This window comes from Chloroherpetonaceae bacterium, from assembly GCA_025056565.1.
In the GTDB taxonomy this organism is placed as follows: domain Bacteria; phylum Bacteroidota; class Chlorobiia; order Chlorobiales; family Thermochlorobacteraceae; genus Thermochlorobacter.
Map to the genome: position 1 here is coordinate 61,015 of JANWWA010000007.1, position 20,847 is coordinate 81,861.

The window sequence follows — 20,847 nt, forward strand, 5'->3', positions numbered from 1 at the left end:
TCATTTCATGCATAAGCTTGCTTAGGCTGTTAGCTCGTGCTCAACGCCCTTCACTTCGCTTGTTTTAGCCAGTGCCAGCGGCAAGTATTTCACGAAGCGACTTTTCTCCGAAGACCAGTTTTCCAGAATGCGCTTGGCAGAGCGACTTTCAGTGCTCCACGCATAATCTTGAAGAAGCTGGTATAACTCGCTTTCATCTTCTTTGGTCATTGGCGTAGGCATAAGATAGTCGTGATTGATGCACGCTTCATCAGGCAAGTAAAGGTAGGCTTTACCACCTGTCATGCCTGCCCCAAAGTTATACGAGCATTTGCCAAGCACCACGACCAGCCCATTTGTCATATACTCGCAGCCGTGCAATCCAATGCCCTCGACCACTGCGGTTGCACCGCTATTTCGCACTGCAAAACGATCGCCTGCAAGACCGCGCACGAACAGCGTGCCGCCCGTTGCACCATAGAGCGCGCAGTTCCCAATAATCGCATTTGTTTCCGCCTCGAAGCGGGCTTTCACACTGGGCACAATTACAACCTTTCCTCCCGACATTGATTTGCAGACTGAATCGTTTGCTTCGCCCTCGAGGCGCACATTTAATCCTTCTGTAAGAAACGCACCAAACCCTTGTCCTGCGCTCCCCCTGAAATGAATGTTTATCTTGCCTGTAAATGCGATGTTTTCATTTGCAAAACCTGTGCGACGCCGCTGCTCCAAGATTGCTTCAGCAATTCTACCCGACAGCGTGGCTAGCACGGCACGGTCAGTTGGGTAAATGTCGTAGCTTAGGTCAATCTGTGCAGCCCGATTTTCTTTGAAGGCATCTAAGACTGGCTGAGCATCTTCCACCAGCCGTGCATTGAGTTGCCCAATGCCTTCGTTGAATGCACCTTTTGGCACCGATGGCGAGCTCTCCAGCGTCGGCACATCATCACTCAAAAAGAAGCTTAAATCCAGCTTACGTGCATTGATAAGTGGCAGGTGTTGCGGGTTGATAGTGAGCAAGTCGGTTCTGCCAATAAGGGCTTTCAGCGTGGGCACGCCCAACTGAGCCAGATAGGCTCGCACTTCGTCAGCCAGCATGCACAGGAGTTTCACGATGTGGTCTTGGTGCCCTTTGTATTTGGCTTTGAACTTTGGGTCGTGTGTGGCGATGCCCGTCGGGCAAGTATTCTTCTCGCAGATGCGCGCCATCACGCAGCCTTCAGCGACCAGCAGCAATTTGCCGAATTCAAACTCTTCAGCACCCAAGATTGCTGCCAGAATAATGTCTTTGCCTGTAGAGAGTCCACCATCAGTGCGTAAGCGCACGGTCTGGCGCAAGTTATTCTCCAGCAGAGCACGGTGCACTTCCAGCAAGCCAAACTCCCATGGCAGACCTGCATGCTTCATAGAGGACAGTGCAGCTGCACCAGTGCCGCCGTCGCACCCTGCAATGTGAATAATATCCGCACCTGCTTTTGCCACGCCTACTGCAATAGTGCCAATGCCTGCACCAGATACCAACTTTACGCTTACCTCTGCCTTTGGGTGCACTTGACGCAGCTCATAGATAAGTTCCTTTAAGTCCTCAATGCTATAAATGTCGTGCATTGGGGGCGGCGAAATTAGGTCAATTCCAACTGGCGAGTGGCGTGCTTTGGCAATATCTGCATTAACCTTAGCCGCCATCAACTGTCCGCCTTCGCCCGGCTTTGCGCCTTGTGCGATTTTAATCTGAATTTCCTTGCCTGAAATGAGATATTCTGCCGTGACCCCGAATCGCCCTGATGCTACTTGCTTTGTATGAGCGGTGATGCCTTCCTTGAAGTAGTAGGGGTTTTCGCCGCCCTCTCCTGAATTGGAGCGCCCGCCAATTTTATGCATTGCCAGAAAAATATCACGCTGCGCCTCTGCACTAATTGCGCCAAAGCTCATGGCGCCTGAACCAAAGGTTCTCAGAATTTCTTCCCTTGATTGTACTGACTCAATTGGCAGCGGCGTCGCTGCGGGCTTTACATCAAAGAGATGCCGCACATTGATTGGCTCACTTTCCTGACCCAAGCGGAGATAGTCGCGATAGAGCGCTTCATCTTGTGCGGCACTCTGGCTTTCGCGCACCAGTTTGTGGATAATCTTGGCACGTGCGTTGGTCATTGAGTGCCGCTCACCCTCAGTGCCCAGATTGTGCTCTTTGTATTGGAAGGTGTGCAGCAACGCCTTTGAGGCAAATAACCGCTCTGTGTGCATTAGGCTTTGCTCAATCACATCGTCAAATTCCAAGCCGCCCAACGGTGAAAAAACGCCAGGGAAAAACTCCTTTATCAGTCCTTGCCCGATTCCGACGGCGGAAAAGAGCATGGAACTTTGGTAGCTTTTTGCCACCGAAATACCCATCTTGCTCATTACTTTGAGCAAGCCTGTTTCAAAGGCTTTCACCAAATTGGCTTCACGCTGTTCGGGGGTGAGGACGCTGAGAGCAGGCGAAGTTTCACTTCGTGCCACAGAGAGCGCCAGATACGGACACACCGCCTTTGCTCCAAAACTCACAAGGCAGGCTAAGTGATGAATAGAGCGCACCTCACCCGAGTGCACGACAAGTGAGGTCGATAGTCGCAATCCTGCATTGTTCAGAGCATTGATGACCGCTCGTAGGGCTAATAGAATTGGAATAGGGGGTCGCTCGAACGTGGCGTGCCTATCCGAGAGAATTACAATCGAAGCGCCACGCCGCACCGCTTCAACCGCCTGCTTGCTTAGCTCATTGAGCCTCGTGCGTGCTCCCACCGCTCCTTCACTGCGCCAAAATGTCGTATCCAACTCCTCTGCTACCAAGCGGGGGTCAGGTGAATGCGGCGCCCCTCGTCTGAACGACTCAATGAATGCCATTTGCCCAAGCGAGAGCACAGGGCTTTCAATTGCAATGCCTACAGGCGGCGGGATCAGCTCTTTTGGCGCAAAGATGTTTGGCTTTTTGCCCAGCTCCATTGATAAATCCGCCACCATCGCTTCACGAATGTAGTCCACAGGAGGGTTGGTTACTTGGGCAAAGTGTTGATAGAAGTAATCGAAGAAACTGCGTGGTTCATTTGAGAAAATCGCCAGTCGTGCTGTATCTCCCATTGAACCGATTGGCTCTTTGCCCGTCAGAATCATCGGTATCAAGACCTTTTGCTCATCTTCAGCTGTCCAGCCAAATACTTTTTTCTGCTCGAGGGTCGGTGCAGGCAGCTGCACAGGAAGGCTACTTGCTCTCAAGAGATGTGCGTCGAATAGTGCATCACGATAGTCTGGTGAATCTGCAGGGTCGGTAAAATCCACCTCTCCAGTCTCTATGTTCACGACCACGCTCGACCCTGCTGGCAGGGTGCCTTTTGCCAAAATCATGCTTTCATCAAGGTTGAAAGAGCCTGCCTCAGAGGAGAGATAGAAGTGCGTATCAGTCATCGCCCAGCGGCATGGACGAAAGCCGTTTCGATCCAAGCGCGCTCCCACATACTGCCCGTCGGAGAAAGTAATCAGTGCAGGACCATCCCATGGCTCCATCGCCCGAGACCAGAACTTGTAGAAGCGCTTTCGACTTTGAGCAGGTGGCACGAGAATTGCCATCACATCGGCAATGTCAGGAATACTGCTACGATAAAGCAAGGCTTCCACCATTTCATTGAGCGACCCTGTGTCGCTTATGCCGTGATGCGTCAGCAACTCACCTTCACGCAAACCCAAGACTTTTTCGCGTGAAAAGCTCCATGAGCGATTGCCTGCAATGGTGTTGATTTCACCGTTATGTGCAATCAGTCGAAAGGGTTGCGCTTTATCCCAAGCTGTGCGCGTGTTGGTGCTAAAGCGCCGATGAAACATTGCAAAGCGTGTCTTGTAGCGCGGGTCTTGCAGGTCTAAGTAAAACTCTGCAAGCTGGTCAGCTGTCGTAAGTGCTTTGTAGACAATTGTGTTGGTAGAAAGCGAGGCGTAGAAAAATTCTTTGAGGCCTTGGTCGCTGGCACGAAGCCGTGTGGCTTGCTTGGCAGCATACAGCAACTTGTTGAATGCATCATCAGTGCGGCAATGCTCTGGACGGCGAATGATAATGTGCTTGATAGCCGGCATGGTTTTGCGTGCCTGCTCACCTAAGACGGCGGGGTTAATTGGCACATCACGGTAGGCTTCGATTTCGAGTCCAAAAAACTTGAATGTCTCTGCAAAAATTTTCAGCGCAATGCGTTGCCCCTCAATGCCAAGGGGTATGAAGAGCGTCGCAATTGCCACTGTTCCTTTTTCATATCCAAAGAGTTCAAACGGAATATCGGTCATTATGCCTGCGCCGTCGCTGGTGCGCCTGTCTGCTCCACATGCACCACGATGCTCGACGCAGCGCAAGGCATATAGTGCTTGTTCTAAGTGCGAGCGGCTTGTCTCGCCACATCGGCTAACTACAAAGCCTACACCACAAGCCGATTTTTCCTCGTATTGCACCATTTTCACTCTCCTCCAGAAAAGATTTCCCCTAAAGCACTTCTCTCTCTCGATCTGAGAGGGCTTCTCATTGCAGCGTTAATTGGAAAGGTTCAGAGGCTTAGGGTGTAATGAAACAAAATTTTTGACTTTTGCAAGACGTGCGGGCAAAGGCTCTGCAGGTTTTTAGACAGGAAGTTACAAAGCCACTCTAATGCAGCGACCAGAGGAAGAGCGAAAACAGCATTTCACAGAAGATAAACCCAATGAGCATCTTAATAGAAAAGGGAATGTTCCTCTGCAGCATTAGCTGGTAGACGAGATTGGCAATTAGCAACATTGTTGCAGCAAAGGTTGCGCCTACAATCGATGAACCCGCTTGCGTGGTTGGTAGCGCTGTCGAAAACCCATCGGTTGCACGGTGCAGCAGCATCAGAGCTGAGACAAAATTGATGACCGCTGATAGCCATAGCAGACGCGACCATTGAGAAAGATGCCGTTGCCTCGAGGGCAGCTTATCATTTGGAGTGTGTTGCATACTTCAGTGAAGCTCACGCTGTATGGTTTAACCCTACACACGGTCTTACCAGAAACCCACACAGCACTTATTCGGTTTCAGCACCGATTTGAACAGGCTCCAATTGCTCAAGCTCTTCATCGGTAAAAAGCCGTGATTTGGTCAGAAAGCGCACGCCAAGTGGAATTTCGAGTGAGAAACTTGCGCCTCTGCCTTTCACGACGTCAATGATAAGCTGCGTGTGTTTCCAATACTCAAATTGCTCGCGTGACATATAGAAGGCACAGCCTGCAATTTCACCGAGCTTTACATCGTTGCTTCCCACGCGGTAATCATTTACGGAGTAGCACATTGGCGCGGAGCCATCGCAACAGCCACCGCTTTGATGAAAGAGCAACTCACCATGCTCCGCTCTCAGCTGATTGACCACTGCTTCGGCTTCGGGTGTGATTAAGACTCGCTTGACCATTTGTAAGAAGTTAAAGCTTTGTTTGTCCCAATCGATCGGCTCTTCGTTGCCGCTCCGCTCAGAGAGACTCAAAACAGTAAAAGACAGATGAGGCGATCTCACTTAGGGATCACCTCATCTGCTTCGCTTTCAATTAGAAGAATCCGAGCTTATTCTTGTTGTAAGAAATGAGAATGTTCTTGTTTTGGCGGTAGTGATTGAGCATCATTAGGTGTGTCTCGCGACCAAAGCCCGACTTTTTGTATCCGCCAAACGGTGCATGTGCAGGGTAGAGGTGGTAACAGTTAACCCACACGCGCCCAGCCTGAATGGCACGTGGCACCATATAGGCTTCGTGCATATCGCGCGTCCAGACCCCTGCGCCAAGACCATAGATCGTGTCATTGGCGATTTCAATCGCTTCCTCTACGGTTCTAAAGGTCGTGATAGCGGTTACAGGTCCAAAGATTTCTTCTTGGAAGACGCGCATTTTGTTGTTGCCGCGCAGAATCGTCGGCTCAATGTAGTAGCCATTTGCTAATTCGCCGTTGATATTTGCACGCTTGCCGCCCAAGAGAATCTCTGCGCCTTCTTTCTTTGCGATGTCAAAGTAGGAAAGAATCTTTTCCATCTGGTCGTTGGAGGCTTGTGCGCCGACCATTGTGTCTTCATCGAGCGGGTTACCTTGCTTGATAGACTTAGTGCGCGTAATAAAGCGCTCGATAAACCTTTCCGCAATGCTCTCTTGCACCAGCACGCGCGATGGACAGGTGCACACTTCACCTTGATTGAGCGCGAACATTACTGCGCCTTCTAAGCACTTGTCGAGGAATTCATCGTCTGCATCCATCACACTCTTGAAGTAGATGTTAGGTGATTTGCCGCCAAGTTCCATCGTAGCAGGCACGAGATTGTCGGCAGTGTATTGCAGAATCAAGCGCCCTGTTGTGGTTTCACCCGTAAAGGCGACCTTTGCGACGCGTGGTGAAGATGCCAGCGGTTTGCCTGCCTCAGGCCCGAAGCCATTGACCACGTTCAGCACACCTTCAGGAATCAGGTCTTGAATGAGCTCAAGCCAGACCATAATGCTTGTAGGCGTTTGCTCGGCTGGCTTGACGACCGTGCAGCATCCAGCTGCAAGCGCAGGTGCAATTTTCCATGCTGCCATCAAGAGCGGGAAATTCCACGGAATGATTTGCCCGACCACGCCAATTGGCTCCTTGATGTTGAGCGACAGTGTGGTAGCATCCAGCTCAGTTGCAGTGCCTTCTTCGGCGCGAATCACCCCTGCAAAGTAACGGAAGTGGTCGACCACCAGCGGCAAGTCTGCATTAAGCGTTTCACGAATAGGCTTGCCATTGTCCATCGTTTCCACTTCGGCAAGATAGACGAGATTTTTCTCAGTCACTTCGGCAATCTTCAGCAAGATGTTGCTGCGTTCTGTAGCGGAGGTTCTTGACCACTTCGGGAAGGCTTTATGTGCGGCATCAAGCGCAAGGTCAATGTCCTCCTTTGTGGAGCGCGCTACGCGCGAGATGAATGAACCATCAACAGGCGAGTAATTTTCAAAGTATTGCCCTTTGACAGGCGGCACCCACTTGCCACCGATGAAGTTTTCGTATTGCTCCTTGAACTTCGGCTTCGGATGAACCTTTGAAGCCCTCGCCGCTTCTTCGACCAGCATTGACATAGTTAATGGAATGGTTAAGTTGATAATTAGACCGAAACTAAACTAATGTAGGTGAGAGCAATACTACACAATGCTCGCATCTGAGCGTTGCACAATCGTCTCAATTTGAAACGACCAAAGCAGCTTTTTTCAGAGAGGGTCAGATAGCTATGCAGCAGAACGCGCAGTATGCCTCCAGCTTCGTGAAAACCAGCTTTGCAACAAGGCGCTGTTGCAAATGCGCTCTTGAGGAAGTTAACTTTCAGGACAAACAAGGCTTGAAAAAACTCTTATAAAACTTAGCGCTCAATGCTCTCGATTGCTGTTATTCTTCTGGTCAGCTACCTTATCGGCTCCATTCCCACGAGCATCATTGTTAGCAAGTGGGTCAAAGGGATAGATATTCGCGACTATGGTAGCGGCAACGCTGGTGGCACAAATGCCTTTCGCGTGCTTGGCTGGAAAGCTGGGCTATTTGTTACGCTGGTTGATATGCTAAAGGGCGTTGCGGTTGTGCTTTGGGTCGTTGGCTTCTTCACCTATAACCAGTTAGATAAGCTACCCGAAATGAACAAGGTTGTGCTGCAGCTTTTAGCAGGCACGGCTGCAATCATTGGGCACGTCTATACGATTTTTGCAGATTTCAGAGGGGGCAAAGGTGTTAGCACTGCCGCCGGAATTATGTTTGGCATCGCACCCGTTACAATGGCTATCACGCTTGCACTTTTCTTTGCGGTTATGATCGTTTCACGCTATGTTTCCCTTGCCTCTATGTTGGCGGCGCTTTCATTCCCACTTATCGTGGCATTGCGCAAGCACATTGTCGGTGCAGATGGCATTGATTATGAAATTCAGCTCTTTGGCTCTTCGCACCTCATTCACGATAGCTTAGACACAACCCTTATCGTAATCGGCAGCTTTATTGCACTCGGCATTATCTACACCCATCGCTCAAATATTCAGCGCTTGCGACTGGGCACCGAGAATAGAGTGAATCTCTTTAACAGAACTCGTTCTTAGGTCCGACCTATCGTGGTGGGAAGAAAAACTGCATCGGACGTCTTCTGAACTGACGCAGCACCAGTGCAATCAGTGCTCTTCCTTGTTTGAAATTTGCGCGCCGTGAGCTTAATGCTAAGGCGAGTGAAAGCCCAAAGCTGAAAAGAAAGTTCATTAAGCCGACCAAAAACACCCCAAGCGCCGCAATTGCTATATCCGATGCCTTCACGCTATCCCATAGTGTGGCAATCGCCATTGCAGAGCCGCCGCCTGCAATCGTGACATGCCGCACATCAAGCGGCAGCCCTGTAATTGCCCCAAGAATGGGTAACATTCCAAGTGCAAAGCCCAAGAAAAGGTTACCCATCAGTCCACCGAAGTTGCGCTCGAGGTATGCACCCACCTTGCTGAGCCGATCCGGTGAGAGGTAGCGACGTAGCCATCGATGTTGTTCAATGCGCAAGCGCAAGTTGGAGTATGCGACAAAGTTATCAAAGTAGCCCGTTACAAATCCGCCCAAATACAGAATGCCCCCTGTAATCGCTGCGTAAAAGACAGTGAGTGAGGTAAAGGGATTAAATGCTGCCAGCGTAGCTAATGCTTTTTGTTCATTTGCAATGTGCGAGCCAGATACAAAATACCATACCCAAGAGAGTGCAAACGCCAGTGGCAATACCACTACCAGATTCCCCAAGAATGAAGCAAATTGACTGCGTGCAATTTTCGTAATCAGCATCACTGCATTCTCCAAATTCAGGCTGTCTGAATCCCTCGAGTCTAAGGCACGGGCTAAGGCTGAAGCCGTCATTGCAGGTTGCTTGGTTGCTAGCGAGAAGTGAAACACCTGCATCGTAATAAAGCTACCTGCATAATTGAGACTGTACAAGAACCCGCTCACCAGCGGTGCAGCATGAAGGTAGGCAATGAGAAACTTCACCCAGTTTGTAAAGGCAATCACCAACCCACCGCCCATCGCTGCCCGCAGGTGTTCCCAGTATTCTTTGCGCGTGGTAGTAATGTAGTGCTCGCCTGTCTGACTGGTATGCTCTGCAACTTTGTATGCCAATAGACTCATTGCTTCACCAAAGTGCTCGCCCAGCTTACGGCTTAGGTTAATATCCCTAACCAGCTCCTTGAAGAAACTTACTGCCAGCGTGGTGCGGTTGCTCTGCTCAAAGGGTGAGATAAGGCGCAGCAATTTTTTCATTCGTTCAATTGCGCGTCGAATGCGCAGCATCAGATACACAAGCTGCAGGCTTACGCCTCTTTCCGCCTGAATCTGCCGCATTTCATCTAACACCTCCGCGCAATCTACAATTGCGCTCAAGGCTTTCTCGTATTGCATCGCAAGGGCATCTTCGTCAATTTTTTCTGGCGAGACCAAGAATTTCTGATAGAGTTCAATGTAATTGCCAACTTCCGTGCCCAAAGTGATGAACGGCGATCTAAAATGGTCAATCGGTGGCATTCGGCAGAGCAGCTCAGGCTCTAAACCCATTGCCGTAATGCGATGCGACAACACCAGCGCAGCTTGCGATACTGCAAACATCAATGTACCAGATGCAGTCAGCGCTCCATCGGCATCTATCAGTTGCCACAGTTCAACCCATAGCGCATTAGGAATTGCCCTTACCCAGAGATAGTCTTTGCTTTGCTCGAAGCTGTTGTCGAGGAAGTCCAACATCTCTGTCGGGTTCGAGAGCGGCGGCAGAAGCTTTTCTCCCAATCGTTTCCAGACTTCTGCGATAAAACTGGCGTGAACAGCTACTCCGGGCTCTGTAAAAAGACGCACATAGTTTTGCCGTTCAAGATGGAAGTGCACGTAGTGCCGCACCCGTTCTAACGCATCAGGATTGCTGCGCAGCGCATAAATCAGTTGCTGCAATCGCCGCACTGGCTCAGTTAGCGTTTCCGACTTCTGCGGGCGTAATGCAGCCACCAAACTTTGAAACCATTTTCCACCATCGTCTATCTCCGCATTCGGTATATTTGCCAAAACTTCTTCAAGCTTCGGGTGGGTTTGTGGTGATATTTTGAGCAATGAGAGCATAGCCTTCTGTTGTGCGTTCTTGTCGTGTTAGCAAGCTACAACTTGGCATCTGCGAAGTAGAACACGTCTTCTTTTCTTCCTCTCAATTAGGTAAAGCGGAGAGGAATAGAGCAACTTCATCAAGCAAAAGAAACAAAAATTCGCTGACTACAAAAACTTTTTGAGCATAAACAATGGAGTCTGATATTGCCGTTTTAGGCGCTGGTAGTTGGGGCACAACCTTAGCAGTTCTGCTTGCTGAGAAAGGTTACCGTGTCTTTCTCTGGGCGCACCGCAAAGAGTTTGCCGAAGAGCTTTCGCGCACACGCGAAAACCGACGCTATCTGGCTGGTATCACGCTGCCCGACACGATTGATATTTCATCAGAGATTGAGAGAGCACAAGCGGCTCAGATTATTGTTGTTGCCACACCATCTCAGGCTGTCCGTGAAACCCTGTCGCATTTAGACGCTCAGAAGGTTGCTGGTGCTATCTTCGTCAATGTCTCCAAAGGGATTGAGATTGGCACTGGCATGAGGATGTCCGAAGTCACGCAAAGTGTGTTGCCCACTGTGCCTCTGGCACACATTACGGCACTGTATGGACCTAGTCATGCCGAAGAAGTCAGTCGCCACCAACCGACCACAGTCGTTGCTGCCAGCGTGAGCAAAGACACAGCAAAGTATGTCCAAGATGTGTTCCGAACCCCAATGTTTCGCGTCTATGCAAATACAGATTTGATTGGCGTAGAGATTGCAGGTTCAGTAAAAAACATTATGGCGATTGCTGCAGGAATTGCCGACGGCATTGGATACGGCGATAATGCTAAAGCTGCAATTATCACACGTGGTTTAGCTGAAGTCACACGGCTCGGTGTGCGGCTTGGCGCCAACCCTCGCACCTTTTCGGGCTTAGCAGGCGTTGGCGACTTGGTTGTCACTTGCTCCAGCAAGCATAGCCGCAATCGCTATGTGGGAGAGCAAATTGGCAAAGGCAAAACCCTTGAACAAGTTTTGTCCGAAATGGTCATGGTCGCTGAAGGCATCTCTACCACCAAAGCGGTCTATGAACTGGCGCAAAAGTTAGGGGTAGAGATGCCCATCACGGCTGCTGTCTACGAAATGCTCTTTCACCGGAAAAATCCCACTGAGCTGGTCTACGAACTTATGACTCGTGAGCCAAAAGAGGAACTGCTCTAAATGCATCAATGCGATGGACAAGCATGTGGCTGACTTTTATGCAAGGGCAGCACAGCTGTGCTGCCCCTGAAAGCGCCTTACTTTTCAATGTGTCTGACAACTTCTCGAGCAAACTCTGAGCACTTGACCTCTGTTGCGCCCTCCATCAGGCGTGCAAAGTCGTAGGTTACGGTCTTTTGTCCGATTGCACCATTCAAGCCTTTGATAATAAGGTCGGCTGCTTCAGTCCAGCCCAAGTAGCGCAGCATCATTTCACCAGAGAGAATAACAGAGCCGGGATTGACCTTATCCTGCCCTGCATACTTTGGAGCAGTGCCGTGTGTGGCTTCAAAGACGGCATAGCCTGTCTCGTAGTTAATATTAGCGCCGGGTGCAATGCCAATTCCACCAACTTGAGCTGCCAGTGCATCAGAGATGTAATCGCCATTTAGATTCAGCGTTGCAATTACATCAAAGTCCGTTGGGCGCGTTAGGATTTGCTGCAAGAACGCGTCGGCAATCGCGTCTTTGATAACAATGCCATTAGGCAACTTGCACCATGGCCCACCGTCAAATTCCACTGCACCAAACTCTTCCTTAGCAAGTTCATACCCCCACTCACGGAAGCCACCCTCAGTATATTTCATAATGTTGCCTTTGTGCACAAGCGTAACCGACTTGCGGTTATTCTGAATTGCATAGCGAATTGCAGCGCGAATCAGTCGCTTAGAGCCTTCAATAGACACAGGCTTAATGCCAATTGAGGACGTCTCAGGGAAGCGAATTTTCTTAACGCCCATTTCCTTTTGCAGGAAATCAATGACTTTCTTTGCTTCTGGCGTGCCTGCTTTGTACTCAATGCCTGCGTAGATGTCTTCAGTATTCTCGCGGAAGATGACCATATTGACTAGTTCCGGGTGCTTTACAGGTGAGGGCACACCATTGAAGTACTGCACAGGGCGCACGCAGGCATATAGGTCAAGCATCTGTCGCAGTGCTACATTAATGCTACGGAAACCGCCACCGACGGGTGTGGTTAGCGGTCCCTTAATGCCAACCATATATTCGTTAATTGCCTTGAGCGTATCATCAGGCAGCCAAACTTCTCGCTCATAGACTTTGTTAGCTTTCTCACCAGCATACACTTCAAACCAGATAATTTCTCTCTGTCCTGAATAGGCCTTCCTAACTGCAGCATCAAAGACCATTTGCGCCGCCGGCCAGATATCGACACCTGTGCCATCGCCTTCAATGAACGGAATGATGGGCTTGTCGGGCACACGGAGTTTGCCACCAACCATTGTGATTTTTTCGCCGCGTGTAGGTGGCGAAAGCCGCTCATAAACTGCTTGCTCAGTGATAAGTGCTGACATACTACGTTCATTTTTTGGTTGTTGAAAGGCCTACCAATTCCCGAGATAGTCCCACTCGAACTTAGTGAGAAAACGACCTAATTGCTTAACAATTTTCTCAGCTGTGTGCTTGCCTCTAAAATCTACTGTGCGATTCCGTCCTCTTTTTTCAATAAAGGTAGCTATCTCATTGAACTCGCTATCAGAGAGTTTATTATTTTGCCGTGCGTGTTTGGCAATTTCCATAGCAAAGTCAAAATAGCAATACTGCAGCACCAAAAGAATTGCACGTATAAGTTTGTTCTTTTCGTAAAACGGACTGTCGAGTGGTAGCAACGGAATGTCGCGGAAGTAGATTGCGTCGCCTGCAACAAGCTGCCCCTTCGGGCCGCCCAAGTGAGCTCCTATTTTACGCTTGAAGTAGTTGCTTTTCGCTAAATCGAACAGCACAAAGCCCTGCTCAGTAAGCAGAGCATCAATGTCGCGAAAAAGAGGTGCATTCTCAAACACTGGATTGAACCACACTTCGACTTCAACTGCAAATACTTTCTGGAGGGTATTCTTTGCACCAATTAGAATGTTTTGCTCACAGCCCTCAGTGTCAATTTTGAGGTAGTCAATCTCATCGACATTCGCTTGCTTGAGAGCATGGTCTAGCGTCGTAGTCTGTATGGGGATTTTACGTTTGATTCTGTAGTTTGGCTCAGAAACACATCGCTCTATGAACGAGTAATTTGGGTAAAAAAGTGAGCTACTGGGCTCGGATTCCAGCACATAGAATGTACATATCTCATCTTTATCACTGAGAGCATACGGCAGATACTTTACAAACGACTCGCCCTTAGCATTGAGCACTGCACATTCACTACTATCGGGCTCAAAGCCTATAATCTCGATAGGAAATTGTTTCAGTAGCTTTAACCAGCGCGTATGAATGCCCGCTCGTGCTCCAACATCGACAAGTCGCATTGGTTTTGAAGAGTATTGCCTAAGAAACTTCATTCTTTCACTGAAGAAATTGCTTCCCTACGAGCGAGGCGCATCGGCACTGGCTTTGACGACATCGGACTTAAAATTCGGTGGCATAAACTCCTCGAAGCGTGCTTGCCTGACAAGGTCTTCGTGTTGTAATGCCGCATGCACCAGTCGAATGAATGGCAGTGTGGTGCCCATCATACTGTAGCCGCCATCGTGGTAGATATTTTGCATGGTTACTTTTCGCGTCAGGTCAGAGAGCAACACTACGGCAAAATCAGCACACTCTTCGGCAGTTGCATTGCCCAGCGGCGAATGCAGATTTGCAAACTCAAACATCTTGTCAAAGTCCTCAATACCGCTGCCAGCTCGCGTGTAGGTCGGGCTTTGCGAAATCGTATTGATGCGAATGCCGCGGCGCGCTAAGCGCGGCCCATAGCTACGCACAATTGACTCCAGCAATGCTTTCGCATCGCCCATATCGGAGTAAGTCCAGTAGTTGCGTTGTGCTGCAATGTAGGATAGTGCAATGATAGAGCCGAAGTCGTTAATTGCATCGTGCTTTAGGGCAACGCTGATGATACGATGCAGGGAAATTGCAGAGACATCAAGCGTTTTGATAAACCAGTCGTAGTTGAGGTCCTCATATGGTCTTTCCTTGCGAATGTTTTGCGACATTCCGACCGAGTGCACAATGAAATCTACAGAGCCAACTTTCTCCTTTAGCTCAGTAAAGGCAGCGTTCAGCTCGTCCATATTTGTTACATCGCATAAAATCAGCGGTGTGCCTAGCATTTCAGCCAGCTGCTTGACCTTGCCGAAGCGTGCTGCAACCGCAATGTTGGAGACCACAACCTCTGCTCCCTCACGATGAGCTGCAAGGGCAATGTTCCAGCCAAGCGAGCTTTCGTCAAAAGGTCCAAAAACGATGCCTTTTTTGCCTTTCAGCAGGCCATATGATTTGCGTTCTGACATAGCGTTTATGTTTGAATGGCAATTGGGCTGAAAAATAATAGTTGCGTGGCTCAAAAGAAAAAGCAGCGCCTTCGACAGACTATGCTCAAATTCGACTCAGCAACTTACTCAACTCGGAACTCACCACTCTGGCAAAAGGCAATAAATTGTCTCAAATACGCTTGTTCATTTGAAGGCACAGCGCGGCAGGCAAGTCGAAGTGCAGCAGCAAGTGCCTCCGCATCTCGAGCAGAAATAGCGTAGCCATCGCTGGAAAAGTAATATCGTTCCCACGGCTCAGCTGGCGCATCGAGTGGCATCCAGCCATATTCCTTTGCAAGGAGTAGGGTTTCTTCCCACTGGTGGTTTGAAAAGTAAAATCGCTTTCCAGAGATGCTTACTAACTCAATCGGCACCTATCGACGCAAGCGTTGGCGCTGGAGGGCGCGTTCATCTAACTCTTCGACCAAATTGCCTCGCTCATCGTAGCGTTTGGTGTGAACCTTTACACCATTGCGAAATGTATTTATCTCTTCGAGCCTGCCATCGTCAGAGTAAATGCGCTCCTCGCCATCCAGCTGGTCATCTTTGTAGGTTTGCCGAACTTTCAGTGTACCATTTGCCAAGTAGCGGCGCAATTCCCCAGAGCGCATGCCATTGCGATAATGCTCTTCCATCTCCAGCGCACCGTTGCTGTGATAGGTTCGCTTTGTGCCCTCCAGCAACCCTGCTGCATTCACTGAAGCTTCTTCACGCAGGCGACCGTTGGGGTGGTAGAAGTAGTATTTGACCACGCCTACAAGGGTGTCGCGGTGGTAGAGCGCATCAGATTGAATCTTGCCATTTTCGTAGAACTCTCGCATTGAGCCGTGACGCAGACCATCCTTAAAGTAGGTCTCTGAACGCAGCTGCCCATTGTCGTAGTACTCTCGGCGCACACTATCAATTTTTCCGTTCACATAATACTCCTCCACGCGCAACTGTCCTTGCTCCGTGTATTCTCGGAAGTAGCCACTTGGCGTGTCACCAATGTAACTCATTTCAGCGCGCAGTTTTCCGTTAGGGTAGTAAAGCCGCTTCACTACGGGCTGCTGCGCTAGTATTTGCTGGCTGCATAGCAGGCTTATTACTATGCCGACCCATAGCTTCTGCATTGCTCGGCTGCTATTCAGATTGGGAAATCACCTTTGGAACTTTGAAGAACCGGTCTTGACTATCGGGTGCATTTTGGAGGGCTACAGTGTTGGGTGTTGGAGGCACTGGCTCATCTTCCCGCAACACATTTACCCGCTCATTCATATTTTGAAGCGGCTCAATCTGCTCAGTGTCTAAGGCATTGAGCTTTTCCATATACCGCAGCACCGAGTTTAGTTCAGCTGTTAGTTTCTCTTTTTCCTCTTCCGAGAAGGAGAGCTTGGCAAGTGCCGCAATATGTTCCACATCTCTCTTTGTAACCGCCATATTGGCTCAGATGATGCCTAATTCTTTTCCAATTCTGCCAAATTCTGTTACAATCTTATCCAAGTGCCATTCTTCGTGCGTGGACATGTAACTGGTGCGCAGCATCTCGTAGCCGGGCATCACACCAGGACGCACAAAAGCATTGACGAAAATTCCTGCATCATAGAGCTTGCGCCAGAAGAGCAGAGTCTTATCTTGGTCGCCAATAATCACGGAGACAATTGCGGTGCGAGCGTCCATTAGCCGGAAACCAAGCGACTTTAAGCCCTCACGCACACGCGTTGCATTCTTAATAAGCCGTTCAATGCGTTCTGGCTCTTGCTGCATAATTTCAAGTGCCTTCAGTGCAGCTGCAACGCTTGCAGCCGTAGGTGAGGCGCTAAAAATCAGCGCAGGTGCATGATGGCGAAGGTAGTTAATGACCGCTCGCTCGCCCACTATGAACCCTCCCAGCGAGGCAAAGCTCTTTGAAAATGTGCCCATCGTTAGGTCAACCTCCTTTTCTAAACCAAACTCCGATGCCGTGCCTCGGCCGCCTTTGCCAATTACACCTACGGCATGGGCATCATCAACCATTACGCGAGCGTTGTATTTCTTCGCTAAACGCACCACCTCAGGCAAGTTGACAATTGCACCCGAGACAGAAAACACACCATCAGTTGCAATGAGCTTGGGTGCTTCCAGTGGCAGTTTCTGCAGCACGCGCTCCAAGTCTTGCATATCGTTGTGCTTGTATCGCTCCACATTCGCTGTAGCGCCGCGTGCCATTAAGTTTGCCACAACAATGCAGGCATGGTTATCCTTGTCACTGACCACATACTCATTGCGTCCTTGAACCAGCGTTGGAATAATGGCTTGTCCTGCCTGAAAGCCTGTGCTAACCAGCATACAATCTTCGGTGCCGAAGAACTCTGCCAGCTTTTCCTCCAGCTCCACGTGCAGCTTGACCGTGCCTGTCAGATATCGTGAACCTGAGCAGCTTGTGCCGTATTTATCAATTGCTTTCTTTGCCGCTTCCTTTACGCGTGGGTCAGCCGTTAGCCCCAAGTAGTTGTTGGAGCCAGCCATGATGATTTTCCGCCCTTCAATCGTTACGACTGGACCTTCGTTTTCTTCCAGCGGACGAAAGTAGGGATATAGTCCTTTAGCCTTGACTTCGTCTGCAATCGTGAAGTCATAGCACTTTTGAAACAAGTCTTTGAGCTTCGGTGGCGTTGAAACGGCACTGTTACCGTTCACCTGCACATCGGGCTGTGCGGCGCTATTGGTTTCACGACTTTCCATTATGCGTCAGTTTGTTATGAAATCATACAAGGTAAGCCCGAAAATAGCACGAGTCCCGCAATTAGCGAAATTTTAGCCGCTGCAAGAAGTAAGAGAAGCTACTCTCTTTTTACGTTGAAGCAGCAGACATGGGAGAAGTTTCCCAAGTTGCAAGTAACTTCTCTTGCTCTATGCCGTCATTGCATAGAGAATGATGTTTACGCCAAACTTGGTGTTGTCTTCAGCAAGCCAGCGTTTGTTGCGAAAGTCATAATCCCATTCGCAGCCGTAGTCTTTGTTGCTGTATAGCACGCCAATGCGTCCGTTGATTTCAATTGCTTTGAGGTAATCGTGTACAAGGTCATCGCCCCAGCCGTTCAGTTCGAAGGAGGTTGTGGGCGGGCCGTTTTCAAACTTGAAGAAGGCGGAGTAGAGCTTGTGCGAGTTCGGAATTTTCCTAAGTGCGCCTTGCCCAAAGATAGCAGCCATCTGCGCTTCAAATGATCTGGCAAAAAGCCCATCAATATCGTGGTTGCAGTCGTCGACAAACACGAAACCACCGTTTCGCACATACTTCTCGAAATTCTCACGCTCTTTGGTTGTAAACTGCACAAGCTTATGTCCACTCAAGTAACAAAACGGTGAGTCAAATAAAGCAGGGCTATCGAGCGAGACGATTTTCTCTCGGGTATCTACTTCAATGGTTGTGTATTCAATGAGTGAGTTAAGCAGGTTGTATGGCATCCGCTGGTCAGTGTCCCAGTTGCCTGAAGCGTATTGGAGGCGCGTAAAGACAAAATCTTTCCGTCGCCGCTCGAACTGTGAGGCAACTGCATTTGCCAGTGGCGAGAGCGTAACTGCCGCAGCGCCTACGGCAAGCCTTGCTAAAAATTCTCTTCGCGTCATCTTTTGCGATATGGTGATGCGTCAGCTGCTAACGAGAGCAAAATTATTCGCTTGCACAAGTGGCTACTGTCGCCACAGAGTGAGCTTTATTTGCTTCTGAGAAATCATACCTTCGCCCCTTCCACTCTGCACCTTTGCCTGACCAAATCAGCCGCATAGAGTTAAATGCAATGCCAATGAAAAGCATAATGGAGACCAGATGCAACCATGCGCTTATCTGCGGTAACTTAAACCGCCAAGCAATAAGAAGCCGCATCAGCACTGCAAGTAAAATCTGCAGAAGCGGCAAGCTAAACCACTCGCAAGAAAAGGGCGCCACCCAACATGAACCAATGAGAAACAGATACGGAGCTACGAAGCAAGCACACATCATCAGTGCAATAGCCACCATTGTGGCGTAATTGTAATTCACCCCCGCAAAAAGATTTTTTGAAAAACCTTTCCATACATCACTCAGTGAGTGATACATTCGGCAGTTCACTGCATCAATGCCATTGAAGACCATCGCTTTGCCCCCTGCGCGCTTTGTGGCTTTCACCAGCCAGACATCTTCAACCAGTGCAGTTCTGACGGCTCTGTGCCCACCTATTTTTTCGTAGAACTTGCGCCGAAAAAGAATAAACTGCCCGCATGCAAAAGAGAAAGCCGTGTTTCGACTCTTCCACACTTGCGACAGCGGCAGAAAGCACATTATGAGAAAGTGCACCAGTGGCACTCCCATTTTTTCCCAAAACGATTCCATCACTTGATAGGGCACTACAGTCAGCATATCAGACTTCGTAGCCAGCAAGGTTGCCACTGCGCGTCGCACTGCACTGGGTCGGTGAGCTGTGTCTGCATCGGTAAAGAGCAGAAGTTCTCCATGCGCAGCTTCAGCTAACTGTTGACACGCCCACGCCTTGCCTAGCCAACCGTTTGGCAAATCTTTCCCATTCAAAACTCTTAGGCGAGCCTCTTTTTGCTGCAATGCGGTTAGAATCTCACCAGTGCGGTCTGTGCTGTGGTCGTTGAGCACAATTACTTCAAACTTTGGGTAGTCTTGCGCAAGAAGTGAACGGACGCATCGCTCAATGTTGTGTTCTTCATTGCGAGCTGGAACAAGAATTGAAACAAAGGGGTATTCTGTCGATTCACTAAACAGAAAACGCAGGTCAAAGAGATTTTTGATTAGAATGCCGAAGAAGACCAACAGGCACGCTAAGATGAACAGTTGGTAGTAAAAGAGCGTTGCTTGGGCTGCCATCATTTGAACACAATATCGCGTACAAAAGGACTACCGATTCGATGATTCAGCTGATGAATAATGCTTTGCTTTCGGAAAGTCAGTTCGTTGCGCCATGCTGAATTTTTCACCTTCACGTGCAGTATCCCATCCACGATTTTTTCCACCTCAGAGACCCGTGCAATATGGCTACCGACGACTTCCCGCCAGAGCCGAATGGCTTTAAATTCCTCTGCCGCTATGTTGAAGTGTAGCTCGCCGTAGAGCGCATCTAAAACCACCTCAAAACGATTTGGAGCCTTTGTGTATGGCATCGTCAGCTTGATTTAGATTACACTTTCTCTGCGAATGTATGCTACATCGATTTGACTTACTCCGCTGAACGACTTACGCTCAGTAGTTGTAATGAGCGACTGCCCAAGTGGCTTTAGGATTTCAATCAGGTCGTTTGCGCGCTCACGGTCTAGTTCGCTAAAGACATCGTCCAGCAGGAAAATAGGCGTCTCTTTCAACCGCTCGTGAATATAGGCATACTGTGCCAGTTTTAGGCAAATCAAGAATGTCTTGTGCTGACCTTGCGAAGCGTAGCGGCGCAGCGAGCGATGGTTAATGAGAAACTCCAAGTCATCGCGATGCGGTCCCAATAGCGTCTGACCGCGATGCAGTTCTTCAGTTTTCAACATCATTAATTTTGTGCGGAAATCTTGGCGGATTCCCTCTACCGTCTTTGTGCCGAAGCACACCCCTTCGCTTTCATAGCGCAAAGCCGGCTCCTCACTAAACGAAGCAAACTTTCGGTATGCCGCTTTGAGGTAGCCCGCAAATTCTTCGGCGAACCGCACACGCTGGAAAATGATAGCGGTGGCAAGTTGTGTAAATTGCTCTGTCCAAACTTCCAACGCACTTCGCTGTGCTGGGGTCAGCATACCTTGCTGTTTGATTTCGGAGAGAAGCTTGTTGCGCTGGTTCAGTGCACGCCGATAGTTCATTAAGTCTTCCAGATACGCCCGATTTGCCTGCGAGATGGTATTATCCAAAAAGCGGCGACGCTCTTGCGGAGCGCCTTGCACCAGACCCAAATCAAATGGGGAAAGCGCAATGCAAGGATACTCACCTACAATCTTGGAAAACTGCGCAAGCTCCGTGCGATTGATAAACACATGCTTGCCTTCTTCGCTCGAGAAATAGACACGCACCTGCGACTGAATTCCTAAGTCACTTTGCATCTCTGCTTCAATCTCAAAGAAAGGGGCATCGAATTGCAAGCACTCTGCGTCGCTTGCGCCGAAAAGACTCTTTGTTAAGCAGACAAAGTGCACAGCCTCCAGAATGTTGGTTTTTCCAACTCCGTTTCGCCCGTAGAGGATATTGACTCCCTCGCTTAGCGGAAGGAGCAACTCTCGATGACTGCGAAAGTGCCGAAGGTGCAGCAAAACAACTCTCAACTTG

18 protein-coding genes are annotated in these 20,847 nt (G+C 49.4%); 2 read left to right on the top strand and 16 right to left on the bottom strand.

The genetic code is table 11. From position 1 onward, the window contains the following. Positions 1-21: 21 nt before the first annotated feature. The 4 genes from gltB to NZM05_07055 all read right to left on the bottom strand — a co-directional run bounded on the left by gltB (position 22) and on the right by NZM05_07055 (position 7,080). Positions 22-4,449 (bottom strand): glutamate synthase large subunit, encoded by a 4,428-nt coding sequence (gltB, locus tag NZM05_07040; protein ID MCS7013372.1) that lies wholly within the window; start codon positions 4,447-4,449, stop codon positions 22-24. Between the two features lie 187 nt (positions 4,450-4,636). Next, positions 4,637-4,963, bottom strand: a complete 327-nt coding sequence (locus NZM05_07045; protein MCS7013373.1) for a hypothetical protein — start codon at positions 4,961-4,963, stop codon at positions 4,637-4,639. Positions 4,964-5,030: 67 nt separating this feature from the next. Beyond that, on the bottom strand, positions 5,031-5,411 hold the full coding sequence (locus NZM05_07050; GenBank protein ID MCS7013374.1) for a DUF779 domain-containing protein: 381 nt from the start codon (positions 5,409-5,411) through the stop codon (positions 5,031-5,033). A gap of 133 nt (positions 5,412-5,544) precedes the next feature. Continuing rightward, a complete protein-coding gene (locus NZM05_07055; GenBank protein MCS7013375.1) occupies positions 5,545-7,080 on the bottom strand; it encodes an aldehyde dehydrogenase in 1,536 nt (511 codons plus the stop codon). A 288-nt stretch (positions 7,081-7,368) separates the two neighbouring features. Here NZM05_07055 and plsY point away from each other — a divergent pair, with 288 nt between their 5' ends. Then, positions 7,369-8,079 (top strand): glycerol-3-phosphate 1-O-acyltransferase PlsY, encoded by a 711-nt coding sequence (gene plsY / locus NZM05_07060; GenBank protein MCS7013376.1) that lies wholly within the window; start codon positions 7,369-7,371, stop codon positions 8,077-8,079. Positions 8,080-8,086: 7 nt separating this feature from the next. Here the strand turns inward: plsY and NZM05_07065 are convergent, their stop codons facing one another. Continuing rightward, positions 8,087-10,108 carry a site-specific recombinase gene (locus NZM05_07065; GenBank protein MCS7013377.1) on the bottom strand — a complete coding sequence of 674 codons (2,022 nt, stop codon included), beginning with the start codon at positions 10,106-10,108 and terminating at the stop codon, positions 8,087-8,089. 173 nt (positions 10,109-10,281) lie between these two features. Between NZM05_07065 and NZM05_07070 the strand changes: the two genes are divergently transcribed. Further along, positions 10,282-11,286 carry an NAD(P)H-dependent glycerol-3-phosphate dehydrogenase gene (locus tag NZM05_07070; GenBank protein MCS7013378.1) on the top strand — a complete coding sequence of 335 codons (1,005 nt, stop codon included), beginning with the start codon at positions 10,282-10,284 and terminating at the stop codon, positions 11,284-11,286. A gap of 77 nt (positions 11,287-11,363) precedes the next feature. On the opposite strand, the gene icd is transcribed toward NZM05_07070, so the two are convergent. From icd to recF, 11 genes are all read right to left on the bottom strand, one after another. Next, complete coding sequence (icd, locus tag NZM05_07075; protein ID MCS7013379.1) at positions 11,364-12,638, bottom strand: NADP-dependent isocitrate dehydrogenase; 1,275 nt, start codon at positions 12,636-12,638, stop codon at positions 11,364-11,366. A 30-nt stretch (positions 12,639-12,668) separates the two neighbouring features. Continuing rightward, positions 12,669-13,586 carry an FkbM family methyltransferase gene (locus tag NZM05_07080; GenBank protein MCS7013380.1) on the bottom strand — a complete coding sequence of 306 codons (918 nt, stop codon included), beginning with the start codon at positions 13,584-13,586 and terminating at the stop codon, positions 12,669-12,671. Between the two features lie 57 nt (positions 13,587-13,643). After that, complete coding sequence (locus NZM05_07085; GenBank protein ID MCS7013381.1) at positions 13,644-14,567, bottom strand: enoyl-ACP reductase; 924 nt, start codon at positions 14,565-14,567, stop codon at positions 13,644-13,646. Positions 14,568-14,671: 104 nt separating this feature from the next. After that, the gene (locus NZM05_07090; protein MCS7013382.1) at positions 14,672-14,962 is read right to left on the bottom strand and encodes a hypothetical protein; all 291 of its coding nucleotides are present in this window, start codon (positions 14,960-14,962) and stop codon (positions 14,672-14,674) included. Then, positions 14,963-15,700 carry a toxin-antitoxin system YwqK family antitoxin gene (locus tag NZM05_07095; GenBank protein ID MCS7013383.1) on the bottom strand — a complete coding sequence of 246 codons (738 nt, stop codon included), beginning with the start codon at positions 15,698-15,700 and terminating at the stop codon, positions 14,963-14,965. It abuts the gene before it with no gap. A 10-nt stretch (positions 15,701-15,710) separates the two neighbouring features. Continuing rightward, positions 15,711-16,007 (bottom strand): Asp-tRNA(Asn)/Glu-tRNA(Gln) amidotransferase subunit GatC, encoded by a 297-nt coding sequence (gene gatC / locus NZM05_07100; GenBank protein MCS7013384.1) that lies wholly within the window; start codon positions 16,005-16,007, stop codon positions 15,711-15,713. 6 nt (positions 16,008-16,013) lie between these two features. Continuing rightward, positions 16,014-17,291, bottom strand: a complete 1,278-nt coding sequence (locus tag NZM05_07105; protein MCS7013385.1) for a pyridoxal phosphate-dependent aminotransferase family protein — start codon at positions 17,289-17,291, stop codon at positions 16,014-16,016. A gap of 168 nt (positions 17,292-17,459) precedes the next feature. Beyond that, complete coding sequence (locus NZM05_07110) at positions 17,460-18,176, bottom strand: DUF4159 domain-containing protein (GenBank protein MCS7013386.1); 717 nt, start codon at positions 18,174-18,176, stop codon at positions 17,460-17,462. Between the two features lie 43 nt (positions 18,177-18,219). Then, entirely contained in the window at positions 18,220-19,422 is a 1,203-nt protein-coding gene (locus tag NZM05_07115) for a glycosyltransferase family 2 protein (GenBank protein ID MCS7013387.1), read from the bottom strand. After that, the gene (locus tag NZM05_07120) at positions 19,419-19,712 is read right to left on the bottom strand and encodes a DUF721 domain-containing protein (protein MCS7013388.1); all 294 of its coding nucleotides are present in this window, start codon (positions 19,710-19,712) and stop codon (positions 19,419-19,421) included. Before NZM05_07120 ends, NZM05_07115 begins: the two co-directional genes overlap by 4 nt. A gap of 12 nt (positions 19,713-19,724) precedes the next feature. Beyond that, positions 19,725-20,843 (bottom strand): DNA replication/repair protein RecF, encoded by a 1,119-nt coding sequence (gene recF / locus NZM05_07125; GenBank protein MCS7013389.1) that lies wholly within the window; start codon positions 20,841-20,843, stop codon positions 19,725-19,727. Between the last annotated feature and the right edge of the window lie 4 nt (positions 20,844-20,847).